We start from the raw sequence: 17,671 nt of genomic DNA, 5'->3' as shown, positions 1-17,671 counted from the left end.
AAAAAGAGACGACTTAAGTCGTCTCAAAAAAGTCTAACTTTTTGGGGTCACTACAGAAGGGCTGCTGCCGTCCCCTGCTACTACAGGAAAATCATTCTTTATTCAAACTGAGCTCGATATAAACCAGCATAAAATCCTTGTTTTGCCAACAATTCTTCATGAGTCCCTTGCTCAATTACATTTCCTTTTTGCATTACTAAAATCTTATCCGCATTACGGATCGTTGATAAACGGTGCGCAATTACAAAAGAAGTCTTATGTTCCATAATATGATCCATCGCTTTTTGAATTTGCATTTCCGTTCTTGTATCTACATTCGAAGTTGCTTCATCTAAAATGAAAATAGATGGTGAAGCTAAAATAGCACGAGCAATCGTTAATAATTGCTTTTGCCCTCCAGAAATATTATCTGTTTCTTCCGTAATATACGTATCATATCCATCTGGTAATTTACGAATAAAATCATCCGCAAATGCTTGTTTTGCTGCTTGTACGACTTCTTCATCCGTTGCATCTGGACGACTATAACGAATATTTTCTCGAATCGTTCCTTTAAATAACCAAGTATCTTGTAATACCATTCCTACTTTTGAACGAAGAGAATCTACTTTATAGTCTTGAATATTATGCCCATCAATTTCAATTGCTCCACTTGTAATATCATAGAAGCGCATTAATAAATTAATCACAGTTGTTTTACCTGCACCTGTTGGCCCTACAATCGCTACTGTTTCTCCTGCTTTAACATCAATATTCAAATCTTCCATTAATGTTACTTCTGGAGTATAGCCAAATGAAACATGCTTAAATTGAACATCTCCAACGATAGCTGGCAGTTCTTCTTTATCGCCTTCTTCTTCCATTTCTTCTGCATCTAATAATTCAAAAATTCGCTCTGCTGCTGCTAACATAGATTGAGTTAATCCAATCATATTCGCTGCATCTCCCATTGGTTGGCTAATATTTCTCATATATTGCAAAATTGCTTGAATTCCACCGATAGTAATCATTCCACTAGCAGCAAACAATCCACCGACAATCGCTACAAATACATAAACAATATTATTAATTAAACGAGAAATTGGGAACATCAATCCTGAAAAAAATTGTGCTTTCCAAGCATGTTCATATAACTCATCATTTAACGCTTGAAATTCCGCTTGCGAACGGTCTTCATAATTGAACGCTTTTACAATCTCATGTCCAGCATAATATTCTTCAATATAACCATTTAAACGTCCCGTAGTTTCTTGACGATTCGCAAATGCTGTTGAAGATTTCTTTCCAATTAATCCAATAATAAATAGAGAAAGAGGAATTCCTAAAAAACCAATAATCGCCAATGGAATATTAACCGTGAACATCATAATAATAATCCCAAAGAATGTAAGAACTGTTGTAAAAATTTGATTCGATACTTGTGAGAAAGAATCATCAATTGTTTGAATATCATTTGTTGCACGACTTAATAAATCCCCTCTTGATTGTTCATCAAAATAACGAACTGGTAGTCGTGTGAATTTTTCATCAATTTCTTTTTGTAATCGATAAATGATATCACTAGCAACACGAGACATAAAATATTTTCCTAAAAAATTTAATCCCGCTGCTAAAATATATAAAATCGCTAAAGTTTTCGCAATCGCAAAAACTCCTTCTAAATCAACAGATGTATAATTAGAAGCAATATAACTTTCACTAATTAACGTTGTTGCATCCCCTAAAATTTTAGGTAATTGTACATCTAAAATAACTGAAATAAGGGATACTACTAGTACAATCGTCACAATCACTCGATCAGGTTTTAAATAACTTAATAATCGTTTTAAGACAGTTTTATTCATGAGTATCCTCCATTTCTTCTAAACTTGATTGAGAATTCATAATTTCTTGATAAATTTGGTTACTTTCTTTCAATTCACCATGAGTTCCAATTCCAACAACATTTCCTTCATGTAATACAATAATTTTTGTAGCATCTGTTACGGATGAAATTCTTTGTGCAACTACAAAAACAATCGATTGTTGATTAATTTCTGCTAAATTCGCACGAAGTTTAGCTTCTGTTTTCGCATCTAATGCAGAGAAGCTATCATCATAAACATAAATCGAAGCCTGTTTTACTAATGCACGAGCAATTGACAATCTTTGTTTTTGTCCTCCAGAGAAATTATCTCCTTTTTGCTCTACGTGTGCATCTAATCCTTCTTCTAAGCTAGAAACAAATTCCCACGCTTCTGCTTGTTTTAACGCTTGAATCATTTCTTCATCTGTTGCATGTTCATTTCCGAATCTTAAGTTATCTCGAATACTTCCTTCAAATAACATACGATTTTGAGGTACAAATGCGATTTGCTCGCGTAGTTCTTTTTCTGTAAATTCTTTAATATTTACACCATTCATTAACAACTCTCCAGAAGTTATATCTAAGAATCGCATTAATAAATTCACTAGAGTAGATTTACCTGCACCAGTCGAACCAATAATCGCAATTTTCTCTCCAACTTTTGCCGTGAAGTCGACATGGTTTAACATTGCTTTTTCTGCTCCTTCATATTTGAAAGAAACATCTTTAAATTCTACTGTATCAATTTTTTCTAAGCCATAATCTTCACTCACAAAGGTTTGAATATTTTCTTGTTCTAATACTTCATTGACCCTTTTGGCAGCTACAAGACCTTGAGGAATCATAACGAAGATAAACGATAGCATTAATAAAGCGACTAACACTAAAACAGAATATTGAATAACTGCCATTAAAGCTCCCACTTCTAATTGAGATGCTTGAATTAAATGAGCCCCCACAAGGACAACCGCTAAATTCGCAAAATTAATTGTAATCATCATTAGTGGCATAATTAAACTGAATTTAATATTCATCCTGAAAATTAATTCACGATATTTCTCATTAACTTTGTCAAAGCGTTCTACTTCATACTCACTCTTATTAAACGCACGAATCACACGAATCCCTGTTAATGAATCACGAATAATTTGTGTTAGTGTATCCGTCATTTGACGCATAATTGTAAAGTCTTTTGAAACTGTTTTTACTAATAATGCGACTGCAATTCCTAAAAATGGAATGGATCCTAATAATACTAATGACAATGTAAAGTTCATACGAACAGATAAGATAATAGATCCCACTAACAATAATGGAGCCATTAATACCATACTCATTGAGAATCCTAGTGTTTGAGCTAAACTTTGAATATCTCTTGTTGTACGGTTAATATACGAAGATGTTCCTAATTTTTGGAAATCTTGTGTTGAGAAATGTTGAATTTTTGTAAACATACTCAAACGTAAATCTTTTGATAATCCAGCAGAGAATTTCCCGATAAAACGAACGACTAAAATTGATAACACTAAATCTAAAGTCGAAGTTAGTAACATTAATCCCCCTTGTTGTAAAATCACTGCTTGGTTTTGTTTTAAAATCCCATTGCTTACTAATGAAGCTAAAATGGTTGGAGATAATAAACTCGAACCAACTTGTAAGATTGTTAAAACAACAATTCCCGCTAATAATGCTCGGTATCTACAAACATGATTCATGATTTGTTTCATTTAGTTTCTTCCTTTCTATATGAGAGTGTTTCGATTGGAATACTTTCAATCGTATTAATCATTTTGTGGATGACTTGGAAAGCATGTTCCAATTCTTCTTTTTCTTGAGTTGCTAATATTTTTTGAACCATTTCATGATTTCTTTTAGAAATATTTTTTCCAACTTCTTTTCCATAATCTGTTAAAGTTACTAGTGTTACTCGTTTATCTTTTGGATCATTCATACGAACGATATACCCATGTTTTTCTAATGAATTGACGAATTGGATGGCTGTTGAAGATTTAATTTCATAAAAACAGCTGATGTCTTTTATAGTTAGAGTTTTACCAAATTCTGATTCGTAATAATATAAGAGAACTAAGACATTGTTTTCCCGTATTGTGAGGTTAGGGGCAATACTTCTGAAAACATTCAGATGTTCAATTCTTAAAAACAATTTGATAATGTCATCAAAAATTTGTTTTGTTGTCATGCAATCTCTCCTTTCGGTTTTGCTTTATTAAAGTGTAACAAAGAAAAGGTAGGTAGTCAACCTACTTATGTCGTTCAGGAAATACTTTTTGAAGTTGCAAGGTCGGCAGCAGCCCTTGCGGTCTCATGCCTAAAATTCGAGCCTGAGGTCTCAAATTTTCCAGTAAAATAATCCATTATTCAATGAATTATTTTACCTTTGCTACGGTGAAATTTTTCTTTCTTCAGTAATATCTATTTTTATTTACGTCCATTAAGATGCAAAAAAAGACAAGAACTGTTGTCCTTGTCCTTTTCTTCTTTATTTTCTTTTTACGAGTTGCTATATGGACGGTTATAATCCCATAATATAGCTAACAAGCCTACTAGAGCTACTAACATTGTGGCAACTCCTGGTTTTCCAACCATTTGATGACCTTTTACTAAGACAATTAAGAAGATCACCATTAAGACTACTCGTATCCATATTCTAACTTTTGGATTCATCACATATGCTCCCATCTAATTTCACTTGGTTTCATGATGACTGTTTCATGATTTCCATTGCCATCATAAACTTCAGTTTCTTGTGCTTCATTTGTATTGTTAACAATTGCATATAAGCCTTTTTCAGGATATGCATGAACTTCAACAGATAAATTAGAAGAATACCATTTTTTGAATTCTTGTTCTTTAGCAGCAGCATAATATAATGCACGAAGTAATAACCTTGTATTTTCTGGGCTATAAGGTAGACCTGCAAGATATACTCCACGACCTTTTCCATAAGGATTAGCTGCTAAATGAATTTCACCGAATTCTTTTCCTTCAGCATTTGCTGGCATTACAATACCTTCTACTTCTTGAGAAACTTTTGGATTGCTGAATTCTAATACTTCTGTATTTTCAGTTAATCCATAGACATTCTTCATTCCTTCTCCGAAATCGATTTTGCGTACATCTTTAATATCTTCTGTAATGAAGTGAGTGTCTAATTCTTTTGTAAAATATTTATCAGTAGATAAGCTATATCCCATTTCGCGTTCTACCCCTAGAACATCTGCTAATTGGAAATATCTACCTTGATGGTGAACAGCTGTTGGTTCTCCTACACCAACAAATCCTCCACCGTTATATACAAATTCACGAATTTTAGTGATTAGTTCTGGATTTTTCCAAACATCCCCACCACTGAATGCAGTTCCGGCATCACCAGCATTAATTATAACATCCACGTTTTTTAAGATATCTGTCGTTAAAACATCTTCAAAGCTAATGAATTGAACATCAACACTAGCACCACTTAAGGCTTCCATAATTCCTAAATAAGAATAAATTTGTTTATATGGTAATTCATGTGCCACCATATGAGATTGCCAAGTACGTAATTTACCCCATGCATTTAGAATTGCTACTTTTAAACCTACATATGGTTTTGTATGTTTTACAACATCATAAATTTCTCTAAATTCATCCGTTACTTGTTCAATATAATCAACAAATTTAGGGAATTGGTATGCTAAACTTAAGTAGCCACCATATCCAATTCGGTCGACTGGATTTCTCATAATCGCACGTCTTGCTGATAACCAGTTTTTATTTGCTTCAATTGTAGGATCATTTCCTTCTCTAAATACATCTGGAAAGAAGTATGGTAAAAATCTTCCTTCAGTGTATTTTACATGAGGAATATCAGAAATCATACGTAAAGTTGCTCCGCCCCCTACGGAACCAACTACTGCATCTAAGCCAATTTCTTTGAAATATTTCCCATAAGGTTCTGTTCCGATCCAGTTGTCCCCTAAAAACATCATTGCTTCTTTTCCTGCATCATGTGCAAGATCCACTAATTTTTTTGCTTCTGTTGCAACAAATTTTTGGATGAAGTCGATATAGTCTAAGTAAGCTTTACTTGGAGTTCTAAATGTAGAATTATAATATCCCTCATCTACAATATCTTCTGCTCTTAAACGATAACCCTTTTCTTTTGCAAAAGCTTCTAGAGCTGCTACAGAAACACTAGCTCCATATCCAAACCAATCTACAAACTTTTCTTTCCCTAATTGATTAAAAATCAAAGTAAAATGATAGAAGAAAGTTGTAAAGCGAACAACATCTGTATCTGGATTTTCTTTTAACCAATTTTTTAAATAAGTTTGCATATATTCATTAGAAGCTGGTTGACGGACATCAAATGGAATATCATGTGGAACGTTTCCCCAATTATTTGTAATATGATTATACATTTGAGTTGGATCCCAAATAGCATATACTAAAAATGATACCGTATATTCATGAAAAGCTTCTGTTTCATGAACTGTAACAATATTTCTTTCTTTATCTAATACCCAATTTTCAACACTAACCACTTTCCCCGTTGTGCGGTCGATGACTTCCCAATATAATTTTTCATCATGAACGTAATCTGGTTGAACTTGATCTGTAAAATATCCATCCATAAATGGAATTTCTAATTCATTTGAAGTTGCTAGATGGAATTTAGACATTACATAAATTTGTTGGCATTCTTCCATATGCTTCTCAGCAAATTCATTATGATTTCTTGCAACAAAATACGTCGTATAAATTTTGGCATCTAATTGTTTTGTTGCTTCATCTAATTTAGTACCATCACTATCTCGAATGGCATCTGCTCCCCAACGGTCAATTAATTCTTTTGTTTCTTTCAAAAAATTAGCCTGACTTGGTAATGTTAAACGTCCCTTCGTTTTGCTCATGGTGTTTCTCCTCTCTACTCTTTAGAACCACCTAAGGTCATTCCTTGTGTTAATTTATTTTGAACAAGAATATATAGAATTAATGTTGGTAACATTACTAATACCATCCCTGCGTACATTTGACCATATTGCGCCGCACCACGTTGTGCTTGTAATAAGTTTTTCAACCCAACCGGTAAAGTTTGATTTTTACCAGGCATTAACGTTAATGCAATAATATATTCATTCCAAAATGATAAGAAGTTAAATAAAATTACTGTAATAATACTTGGTCTTGCCATTGGAGTCATAACTTTGAACATAGTTGTAAAATAACCTGCCCCGTCAATAGCTGCAGCTTCTTCAAATGTTGTTGGTAAAGTTTTAAAGAAATTCGATAATAAGTAAATTGTAAATGGTAATGATGTTGATGCATACACTACTGCAAGTATAAAAATATTATTTAAGAAGAAACCATTTGCGATTCCAAAAGCTTTTAATCCTTTATCCCAATCTAATAACATTAAGAAGATTGGAACAACAATATAGTTAACGTTAATGAATAATCCACCCTTTAGAAGTGTATTAATTAATTTACTTCCAGGGAATTTAAATCTTGCTAATACATAAGCAGCTGGAATCGCAACGGCTACTAAAATGATTAATGCTAATGCTGTTACAATAACAGAATTCAACATATAATCTCCCATTTTTGCACTTGTCCATGCATCAATAAAGTTTTGGAAATAAAATCCTTTTGGAGCAGTCCATGGACTACCATAGAATTCACTATTTTGCTTAATGGATGCGACAAATACCCAACCAACAGGCACAATAATGGAAATGGCTAATGTAATTAACGCTACATAAATAAATGCTTTATATAAGCGTTCAAATGAACGAGTTTGCATTTTCATAATATGCCTCCTAATATTCTAGAATGTCACGTTTTGTAATGTGACTAACGATACCTGATAATCCAAATGAGAAGATAAAGACTACTACCCCAATTGCCATACCATAACCAAAGGAAGAGTTAGTATAAGCTTGAGTAAACATGTAGCTTAAGAATACTTCTGTAGATCCATCTGGACCACCATTTGTTAAAATTTGTACTAATAAGAAACTTAAGTTAATCGTACTAATAATGAAGAATGTTAATGTTGTACGAATACTATTCCAAATTAATGGCAATGTTACATTGAAAAATTTACCAATTTTTCCTGCACCGTCTAAATCAGCTGCTTCATATAAGCTAGATGGAATATTTGCCATACCAGCCATATACATTACCATATAATACCCAATCGCTTGCCAAATTAAAGCAAATGCTAGGGAATAAATGACAACACCTTGGTCTCCCAACCATAAACGTTCTAATGCTTTTGGTAAAATAGCATTTAATAAACCACCATTTGGATCATAAATCGCTGCAAATAAACCAGCAATAACTACAATTGATAAAATATTTGGAATATAGAAAATAATTCTAAAGAAATTATTTCCACGAATTTTTTCAGTTGTTAAAATGGAAGCAAATAATACGGCTAAAACAACTGTTACAATCGTTACAATGACAATTAATAAAATTGTATTTTGAATTGTTCTTGAAAAATTCTCATCTTTCCATAAGGTTACAAAATTATCAAATCCTACAAATTGTTTGTTCTTTGAAAATCCACCCCAACGATACATGGACATTCTGAACACTTCAATCGTTGGATAAATTAAGAAAGTAAGAAATAATATAATGGCAGGTAATATACATGCTAGGATAAATCCTGCACGTTCTTTTTTCCGACGATTATTCATCTTCATGCTCCTATCTTTTATTTAAGTATAAAATAAAGCTGGGAATGACTACCTCCTGAAAGAAAACTCTTGGAACTTTGAAACTACTTAAAACTGAGTTTATCTTTCCGGAAGAGCCTCTTTTCCCAGCTCCTTTTCTATCCATTCAAACTCGTTGAAGAATTATTTTTCTACAGCCGCACCTAATTTTTGGCTAACTTCTTCAACTGATTTTTGCCAATCTGCTACAGATTTTTGACCAGATGCTACAGAGTCGATTTGACCGTATAATGTTTCTTTCATGTTTACACCTTCAACTGGTTTTGTAGCAATAAAGTTACCATTGATAACTCCGTCCACTTCATCTACAACTTTATATAAGCTTTGTAATTCAGCAGGTAATTTGCTTGTTACACCTTGAATTGGTTGAGCAGCATTGTGTTTAGCAAAGATTGCTGCTGCTTTATCAGAATATAAGAATGATAAGAATTCTTTAGCTTCTTTTTTGTTTGTTGCTGCTTCTGGAACCCAGATATGTTCAAAGAATGAGTAAACGAAACGTTTGCCACCTTTTTCGATTGCTGGAGCAGCAGTCATAGCCCATTTGAATCCATCAGCACGAGGAGCATCTTTCATTTCTCCAACTACCCATGTACCATTTGGCATGAATAAAGCTTTGTTATCTAATAATAATTGTTGGTTCTTAGTAAAGCTTTGTGGGTTAGCATTTGCTACTGTTGATGGTTCAACGTTTTTCACTAATTCGCCTAATGCATCAAACGCTTTAGTTGCTCCTTCAGAAGCAAAAATTCCTTTTTCATAGCTCATTGCTTTGTTGAATAAATCAACACCACCAGCATTTGCTAATAATGCAGGGAAGAAGCTATCTAAGTATCCAGTTGTTGGATAAGTAAATAATGAGATTCCTTCTGCTTTTGCTTTTTCTGCTAATTCTTTCATAGCTGGCATATCTTTTGGAACTTCCCAACCTTTTTGTTCGAATAAACCTTGGTTATAGAATAAACCAGTTGGTGCATAGAACATTGGTGCTAAGTAGTGTTTTCCATCACGATATGGATCTGTAACTGTAGAACCTAATACACCGTTTAATAATTTTTCAGAAACTTTTTTATCTTCTCCGTATACTTTCATATCGAATAAGTCAGAAATATCTGCTAAAGCTTTTTCTTTAATTAATGTTTCTGGTAAAGCTTTTTTACGTCCTAATGCAAGCATTACAACATCTGGGAAATCTCCCGCTTTCATTTTTGGTGAAAGTTCGTCTTCTAGTTCTTTACTAGATTGTAATTCAACTTTAACATTTGGATTTGCTTCTTCATAAGCTTTAATTAATTCAGGCCACATTTCTTTACCATAACCTGATTCAAGCGCTGCTAATTTAAGAGTTTTCTTTTCTCCAGATTTAGTTTCTGCAGGTTTATCATCAGTTGTTGCTTTATTACAAGCTACTAAACCAACAGTTGCTAAAAGTGCTGCACTTGATAACATTAATTTCTTTTTCATAAATATTCCTCCTGTTTTCTCGAAAATTCTTCATTTTCGAAAGGTTATTCTTTTTTTACCTCGACATCATAATACTACTAATAAAACGTTTACACAATCGTTTTATTGCTCTATTTTATAACAATATTGTTTTATCTATAAGAAAAATAGGAAAGAATCTGATTATGTTATAAATCGAATTCTTTCCTATAAATCTTTTATATTTTATCTATATACTTTTTATTCAATTGGTAAAATAATCATTTTTAAATGCTTACCACTCTTTCGGACTCCATAATTGTCCATCCAATTGTGCCTTATAATGATCCACTCGTTGTTGTTGTTCCAACAATAATTGTTTACAAGCTTCTAAAAAAGCTCTTTCTTTATAATCTTGACATTCTTCTTGCCAAGTAGCAATTTGTTCTTCCATCCATTTAGAATCCATCTGCTTCATTCCCCATTTCTGAAAGCATCATCACTAATTCTTCTCTTTCTTGTTTCAATTCTACAATCCACTCTCTTGCTTGTTGCGTATGAGTATTTTCATAGTTTGCCAGCCTCTCCAACAGCCATTGTTCTTTTTCACTAAAATAATGCGAACCATTTTCTAAATAGTACAGATAATCCACTAATAATTGTTGTTTTTGAGTTTCTGTTAAATACTGAAATTGATAAACGACAAATGGTGTTTGATAGTTCCATCCTAATTGATTGGCTAACGCTTGATAAGGTCTCAGTAACTCTTCGATTCCAAATCCTACTGAACCACCCGCTGTATAGCGGTCTTGTTTTGCACCAACCGTTACGACAATTCCGAATTCCTTTTTCGCTTTTTGAGATAAATTCAACGTCAACACTTCATCCATCCATTGCTTCATCACACTTGGACATTGATACCAATACAAAGGAAATTGAAAAATAATTCTGTCTGCATCTTGAAGACAAGCTCGTTCTATTCTCTTATCAAAATGATTATTTTCTTGTTCTGCTAAAATCGATTCTAAATGACGAATTTGAATCTGTTCTTCTCCTTTAATGGCCGCTAGTAAAAATTGCTGGGAAGAGGATTGAGTTACATCAGGATGACTCATAATAATTAATGTTTTAGTCATTAAATTTACCCTTTCTTATATTGATTTAGTAAAGCTTGACTATTTTCTACAAAATAAGAAATCGCATATTGTAACGCTGCATCATCTACTACAAAAGATGGATGATGCCATTCATAAGGACAACCTGTTCCGATAAAGGCAAAACATCCTGGAACATATTCCATATAATTCGCAAAATCTTCTGCTCCCAATGTTAATTCAGGGGTTACAATTGTCGCAAATTGTTCTGTTGTTTCTTTTACAATGTTAGTCACTTCTTCATCATTATCTACAACTGGCGGTGTCATAATCCATTCCATATGTACTTCTTGTCCATAAACAGCAGCCATTTGATGCACCATATGATCCATTAAACGGCGAATTTTCTCTTGATCCTTTTTATAAAAAGTACGAATTGTTCCTTCAAAGAAAACACGCTCTGGAATGACATTCCAAGTATTTCCCCCTTCAATATGAGAAATACTTAATACTGCAGGTGACAATGGTGAAACATGACGACTTACAATCGCTTGTAAATTCGTAATAATTTGACATGCAGTAACAATTGGATCATTCCCATTATGTGGAGCTGCCGCATGCGTTCCTACCCCTTTTAATTCCACAGAAAATTGTCCCACAGCTGCCATTAGTGGTCCAGATTTAATTCCAATTGTTCCAACTGGCAATTCAGGCTTATTATGGAAACCAATAATTGCATCGACTCCCTCTAATACACCTTCAGCAATTAAAGCACGAGCACCTCGATTCATTTCTTCTGCTGGTTGGAAAATAAATCGAATTTTCCCGTTTAAGCTTTCTTCTTTTTCTTTTAAAATTTTCGCAGCCATTAATAAACTAGCTGTATGAAAATCATGCCCACAAGCATGCATCACTCCATCATTCTCTGAACGATAGTCTAAATCCGTTTGTTCATGAATCGGTAATGCGTCCATATCTGCTCGAAGCGCAATAACGGGACCTTCTTTTTTACCAATCTCAGCAACAACACCTGTTGGTGTTTTTAAAGGACGATAAGAAATTCCCCATTCTGTTAATTTTTCTTGAATATATGCAGTTGTTTTAAATTCTTGTTCGGACAATTCTGGATAACGGTGTAATGTTCGTCTCATTTTCACCGCTTCTTGAATCCATTCTTCTTTCATAACAATCACCTCTTGAAAATCACTTATTTTCATTTTACTACAAACAAAGTAAAAAAACATGAGGAAACGCCTAAAGCTTCCTCATGTTTACAACATTACGGGAATAGAAATAGATTTTGTCTGATGTAGTGGTGGACACCAGTAGCCCCTATGGGTCTCTTGGCTACTTCAGATAAAGTCTCAAACGTACCCTTCTCTACTTTCGTTAAGAAAAGAATAGACTTCCCACAGTAGCTCGAGTACTATCAGCCACACTGGCTGATAGTACTGGAAAAATTGAGACCAAGGCTCAATTTTTAGCCCTGAGACCGAGGCTCAGGGCGTCCATAGCTACTGTATATGGAAGTCTAATTCTTTTCCGTCTGCATGCGATACATCTGCGCGTACACTCCGTCTTTTTCGACCAAGCTTGCATGATTCCCCTGCTCAATAATCTCACCCTTATCCAACACGAAAATCTTATCCGCATGCACAATCGTAGATAAACGATGCGCAATCATAACCGTCGTACGATCCTTCGACAACACTTCCATCGCCTGCTGAATCATCCCTTCTGTTTGCGTATCCACATGAGAAGTCGCTTCATCCAACACTAAAATCGTTGGATTAAACGCTAACGCTCTTGCAAAAGAAATCAACTGACGTTCCCCAGACGAATACTCCGCCCCTTTATCTTGAATCAGTTTATCCAATCCTTCTTCAGAACGCTCTAAAATATGCTGACCCCCCACTTGAATTAACGCATTTTCCATCACTTCAGTGGTAATTGCTGGATTCTCCATTCCAATATTACTTCCTAAAGTTCCAGCAAATAAGTACGGATCTTGTAGCACAATCCCCATCTTCTCACGCACTTTACGCTGATTCGATAAAGCAATATTTTGATGGTCAATCCAAATTTCCCCATCAGTTGGGTCATAAAATCTAAATAACAAATTCATAATTGTCGATTTCCCAGAACCCGTATGCCCTACAAAAGCAACAGTTTCTCCCGCTTCAATTGTAAAGGAAATTTTTTTCAATACAGGCGTTTTTCCATCATAAGAGAACGATACATTTTTAAATTCTACTTTTCCATCTTTCATGACAAAATCAGCATCTCCTGATTTTTCGATTGGTGTTTCCATTAATTCAATTACTCGAGCACCTGCTGCAAAAGCATGTTGCAATCCTGCAAAAATTTGTACTAAATTATCAATCGGATCATAGAGACGATTAATATAGTCCACAATTGCATAAATAAATCCAGCCGTTAATCCTAATGTTCCTCCTAAATATTTCACACTTAAATATAAAACGGCAAACATTAAAGTAACATTTCTTAGAAACCCTACCACACTCCAAGCTAAGAAAGATTCTACCTTTAATTCTTCAAGACCAATTCCTTTCCACTCTTGAACAATCTCTTCATACTCTTTATCCACTAGTTTTTCTTGTTGAAACACTTGAATAATGGACATCCCTTGAATGATTTCATTTAATTTCCCATTCATATTACTAAAGCTTTCTCGAAGAGGCCCCGTAAATGCTCCTGCCTTTTTACTAAATACTACTTGCCATAAAAGAATAGCTGGAATGACTAATAATAAAGCAGCTCCTAAACGAATATTAAGAGAAAAAATGACGACATAAATTCCAACAATAATGATAATACTATTTAACACATTAGCAGTTGCTGCAACAAAGAAGTTTTGACGAACAACTTCCGTATCATTCGTAATTTTTGACACAACTTTCCCTGCTGGCAATGAATCAAAATAACGAATTGGCAAATGTTGAATCTTATCAAATAATTCATCTCTTAAACGTTTTGTTAAACGATTGGACATCACACTTAAAATAAATCGTCCAAAATAAGCGGATAACGCTGAAATGAGTAATAAGCCAAAATAGACTGCAGCAAATTGAGTAATCTGCCCCCAATGAATGACTCCTGAATTTTCTGATGGTGTAATTACCAAGTCAATAAATTGCTTTGCAACAATTGGAGCATACACTCCCGAAGCTGAAGCGAGTAATAATAAAATAAGTCCAATGAAAAAGGAACGTTTTTCATAACGAATATAGCTTAATAACCAAAAAATTGTTTTTAGCATTCTTCGCTCACCTCTCCTTCTTCTAATTCTTGTTTCAAGTATTGTTCATAATACCAGCCTTTTTGTTCAAGTAACTCTTCATGAGTTCCTCTTGCCACAATCTGACCCTCTTCAAATACTAAAATGCAATCTGCATGTCGAATTGCAGATAAACGATGTGCTGTAATAATATTGGTTTGAGCAAGTCTTTCTGATTTCAGATGATCTACAATTTGTTTTTCTGTTTTAGCATCAACTGCTGATAAAGCATCATCAAGTAATAAAATTTCAGAATTTCTGAGTAATGCACGGGCAATGGATAATCGTTGTTTTTGCCCACCACTTAAAGTAATCCCTTTTTCGCCAATCATTGTTTCCAATTGTTCTGGCATTCGACGAATATCTTCTGCTATCGCAGCTTGTTCCAGTACATCCCACACAACTGGCTCTGTTACTTCCTTATTAGCAAGTTTCAAGTTTTCTAAAATACTTTTAGAAAATAACACATGTTCTTGTGGTACATACGCCATTAATGCATCTACTGATTGACGTTTCCAATGAATCAATTCCTTCTGATTCAGTAAAACTGTTTCATTTTGATAAGGATATTGATGCAAGAACTGTTTTAAAAAGGTCGTTTTCCCGGAACCCGTTTTTCCAACAATTCCAATCGTTTGTCCTTTTCTTATACTAACTGAAATATTTTTCAACGTTGGACTTTCTTCACCAGGATAAGTAAAGGAGAAATTTTCGAATCGAATTTCTTCAAATTGCCCTAATTCTTCCTGCCCATCTTCTTCTAAATCATCGCTTGTTTCGAATAATTCAAAAATTCTCTCAAACGAAACTTTTCCTTGTTGAACCATTACGACAATGTCTCCAATTAAATACAATGGAAAGACTAATAAACCGATATAAATTGGAAACGAAACTAAGCTCCCTAATAAAATTTTCCCTTCTTGAACAAGTCCTCCACCATAAATCAACCCAATCAGCATACAAATTCCTACAACTACTTGTGCTAATGGAATAAATAACATTCCCAATTTAGCTACTTCAATATTTTTTTGAAGAGAATCTTCTGTTTTATTTTGGAAAATTTGACTCATTCTATCTTCTTGCCCATAAGCTCGAATGACATAAGTTCCATCAATCATTTCTAATACTTCCGCATTCATATCAGAAATAGCCTTTTGAGCATCCCCATACACTATTTCAATTTTATCCGTTAATCGATAGAGTGCATAAGCTAATACCGGCATTGGTAGAACGGAAATCAGCGTCAACTCCCACCAAACATTCATCACCATATTCGACAACACCGATAAAGTAATAAAGAATGCATTTAAAAAAGCATATACTCCAAATCCTACTAAAGCCCCAATTGTCTCAAGGTCTTCACTTGAACGAGTTACAATATCTCCAACTCTAAACTTTGTGTAAAAAGGTGCTTTTTTCCATAATAATTGCTTCATCGTCCCTAATCTTAAATTGGTAATATAGTCAAAACGTCCAAACCATATCCAATACATTAATGCAGAATCTAATACATAAACTCCTACTAATGATAGGAAAAAGAACCCTATATATCCCAAAAGTTGTTCTTGCGTCAACGATTGATCCACAATAGCATTGACAATTTGTCCTAATATTTTTGCAGGAACGACTAATAAATAACTATTTAAAATCGCACTACATACAATAATGACATATCTCACCCAGTGCTTCTTAAAATAAACTCCTAAGTGTTTTACAATGACTTTCATATATCCTCCTTACTCCCACAGCAATTTGACAAAAAAAGACTAGTTCCGTATACATGTATACACAACTAGTCCCTCCACTTTTATCTATGAAAAAAAGCTAACTACCTACTACAGCAGACAGTTAGCCTCATTTCGCAAAACCAAAAATAATTAAAGTGAGTATATTAATACATTGTCATATTCTGTAAGGAGATTTTAGTTGTTTTGTTCAATTGTTGATGTTTTCCATTTAAGTTGTTCATTACAACTACCTCCTTCATATTATTTGTTAAACACTTTGCTTAACACACTCATCGTACACCCAAATGAGATTTTTTGCAAGTGAATTTTTACACACTTATACCATATATATTTAAAAATGATACAATTCTTTCTTCTGGTGTTAATCGGTTAAACGTTGGTAAGTTATCTACTTGCTTAATTTTAATAGACATTCTTTTTGCTAATGGGCTTAAGACATTACTTAAGTAAACTCCAAATAATCCCGAAACTAATATTGTTGTTGGTTTAAATTGAAATTCTGCAAACATTTCTAAAAATTCTTCTTGAATTGTTTTTGGGTCAATCGTATGTATCAACTTTGTATAAGAAACGGCATCCTTATCCGCCATTTCAATCATAAAAGGAATATTTTGTTTCGATAAATCTGAACTCACCAATTCTTGCACCCCAATTCTAACTTGCATTGAAACATTCACTGTAGCTTCAATTCCCTCCATAAATTTAGCAAACTCAAATTCAGAAATTCGTAATTCAGCTGGTGTATTTGAAACATAATAATGATATTTTGAAATATCTTTTAATGCCAACATTTTTTCTTGTTGAACATAATTGACCTCTTTTGTACGTTGATTAAACGTAAATACTGGGTAAGTTTGATAATAGTTTTTTTGTTGTTTATTCCAAACTACCTCTAATTTTTCAAGATTTCCTTCCTGTAAAACTAATGAGAGTACTTGCTCTACCAATTTTCTGTTTTGATTTGTAACTGAATTACTTTTTCCAATATTTTCTTCTGTAAAATTTAAAATATTCGGTAATATTTCGAAATTCTCAATATCAATTCCCAATCTTTCCATTCTTTGAATTTCAGTATCATAGATAATAGATTTCTCATTAAATCGAATTTGAATTCCTTTTGATAACCATTGTAAATCCAATTCTGATTGACGAGTTGCCCTTTCTAATCGACATTTCTTTTCAACGGTAGTTACAAACGCTAAATCTTCTTCATTTTTTAATAGCTGAATCACTAAACCTTTAGTATGATTCTTTTCAAATTGAAATACGAATTTTGTTTCACCTTTTAATGTTCTAAAAACAACATGACCTTTTTTTGATGAAAGCTTATTTAATTCTTGCTCTAATTGCAAGGCTAATGCATACATAGATGAAGCCATCTAATCCTTCTCTCTTTAATAAATTTCCTACTAATATTACCATAGTTTAAATGAAATATCATTGTATTTATAAAAATAATCGCATAAAAAGGTTGTTCGACAAATCCTGTTGGTGAGAAATCACCGACAGGATTTTTT

At 33.5% G+C, this 17,671-nt stretch carries 14 protein-coding genes; all 14 read right to left on the bottom strand.

Annotated elements, in window-relative coordinates; all coding sequences use genetic code 11:
• Nucleotides 1-98: 98 nt before the first annotated feature.
• Complete coding sequence (locus RYK07_RS06815; RefSeq protein WP_314853090.1) at nt 99-1,844, bottom strand: ABC transporter ATP-binding protein; 1,746 nt, start codon at nt 1,842-1,844, stop codon at nt 99-101.
• A complete protein-coding gene (locus RYK07_RS06810; protein ID WP_314853089.1) occupies nt 1,837-3,573 on the bottom strand; it encodes an ABC transporter ATP-binding protein in 1,737 nt (578 codons plus the stop codon). Before RYK07_RS06810 ends, RYK07_RS06815 begins: the two co-directional genes overlap by 8 nt.
• Complete coding sequence (locus RYK07_RS06805; RefSeq protein WP_314853088.1) at nt 3,570-4,046, bottom strand: winged helix DNA-binding protein; 477 nt, start codon at nt 4,044-4,046, stop codon at nt 3,570-3,572. Before RYK07_RS06805 ends, RYK07_RS06810 begins: the two co-directional genes overlap by 4 nt.
• A 311-nt stretch (nt 4,047-4,357) precedes the next feature.
• Nucleotides 4,358-4,531 carry a DUF6903 family protein gene (locus tag RYK07_RS06800; protein WP_314113250.1) on the bottom strand — a complete coding sequence of 58 codons (174 nt, stop codon included), beginning with the start codon at nt 4,529-4,531 and terminating at the stop codon, nt 4,358-4,360.
• On the bottom strand, nt 4,531-6,762 hold the full coding sequence (gene gnpA, locus RYK07_RS06795; protein ID WP_314853086.1) for a 1,3-beta-galactosyl-N-acetylhexosamine phosphorylase: 2,232 nt from the start codon (nt 6,760-6,762) through the stop codon (nt 4,531-4,533). Before gnpA ends, RYK07_RS06800 begins: the two co-directional genes overlap by 1 nt.
• A 14-nt stretch (nt 6,763-6,776) precedes the next feature.
• Entirely contained in the window at nt 6,777-7,658 is an 882-nt protein-coding gene (locus RYK07_RS06790; RefSeq protein ID WP_314853085.1) for a carbohydrate ABC transporter permease, read from the bottom strand.
• Nucleotides 7,659-7,668: 10 nt separating this feature from the next.
• Nucleotides 7,669-8,553 carry a carbohydrate ABC transporter permease gene (locus RYK07_RS06785; RefSeq protein ID WP_020991217.1) on the bottom strand — a complete coding sequence of 295 codons (885 nt, stop codon included), beginning with the start codon at nt 8,551-8,553 and terminating at the stop codon, nt 7,669-7,671.
• Between the two features lie 162 nt (nt 8,554-8,715).
• Entirely contained in the window at nt 8,716-10,056 is a 1,341-nt protein-coding gene (locus RYK07_RS06780) for a carbohydrate ABC transporter substrate-binding protein (protein ID WP_314853083.1), read from the bottom strand.
• A gap of 253 nt (nt 10,057-10,309) precedes the next feature.
• Nucleotides 10,310-10,483: a hypothetical protein gene (locus RYK07_RS06775; RefSeq protein WP_314853082.1), complete on the bottom strand. Its 174-nt coding sequence runs from the start codon at nt 10,481-10,483 to the stop codon at nt 10,310-10,312.
• On the bottom strand, nt 10,473-11,150 hold the full coding sequence (locus tag RYK07_RS06770; RefSeq protein WP_314853080.1) for an NAD(P)H-dependent oxidoreductase: 678 nt from the start codon (nt 11,148-11,150) through the stop codon (nt 10,473-10,475). Before RYK07_RS06770 ends, RYK07_RS06775 begins: the two co-directional genes overlap by 11 nt.
• 5 nt (nt 11,151-11,155) lie before the next feature.
• Nucleotides 11,156-12,292: an amidohydrolase gene (locus RYK07_RS06765; protein WP_314853078.1), complete on the bottom strand. Its 1,137-nt coding sequence runs from the start codon at nt 12,290-12,292 to the stop codon at nt 11,156-11,158.
• A gap of 347 nt (nt 12,293-12,639) precedes the next feature.
• Complete coding sequence (locus RYK07_RS06760) at nt 12,640-14,388, bottom strand: ABC transporter ATP-binding protein (RefSeq protein WP_314853076.1); 1,749 nt, start codon at nt 14,386-14,388, stop codon at nt 12,640-12,642.
• On the bottom strand, nt 14,382-16,133 hold the full coding sequence (locus RYK07_RS06755; RefSeq protein ID WP_314853074.1) for an ABC transporter ATP-binding protein: 1,752 nt from the start codon (nt 16,131-16,133) through the stop codon (nt 14,382-14,384). The genes RYK07_RS06760 and RYK07_RS06755 overlap by 7 nt, the downstream gene beginning before the upstream one ends.
• Nucleotides 16,134-16,462: 329 nt before the next feature.
• On the bottom strand, nt 16,463-17,533 hold the full coding sequence (locus RYK07_RS06750) for a hypothetical protein (RefSeq protein ID WP_314853073.1): 1,071 nt from the start codon (nt 17,531-17,533) through the stop codon (nt 16,463-16,465).
• Nucleotides 17,534-17,671 lie beyond the last annotated feature (138 nt).

The sequence above is a fragment of the uncultured Granulicatella sp. genome (assembly GCF_963528315.1).
In the GTDB taxonomy this organism is placed as follows: Bacteria; Bacillota; Bacilli; order Lactobacillales; family Aerococcaceae; genus Granulicatella.
The sequence above is the reverse complement of the archived record's forward strand: the minus strand, read 5'-3'. Positions and strand labels throughout refer to the sequence as shown.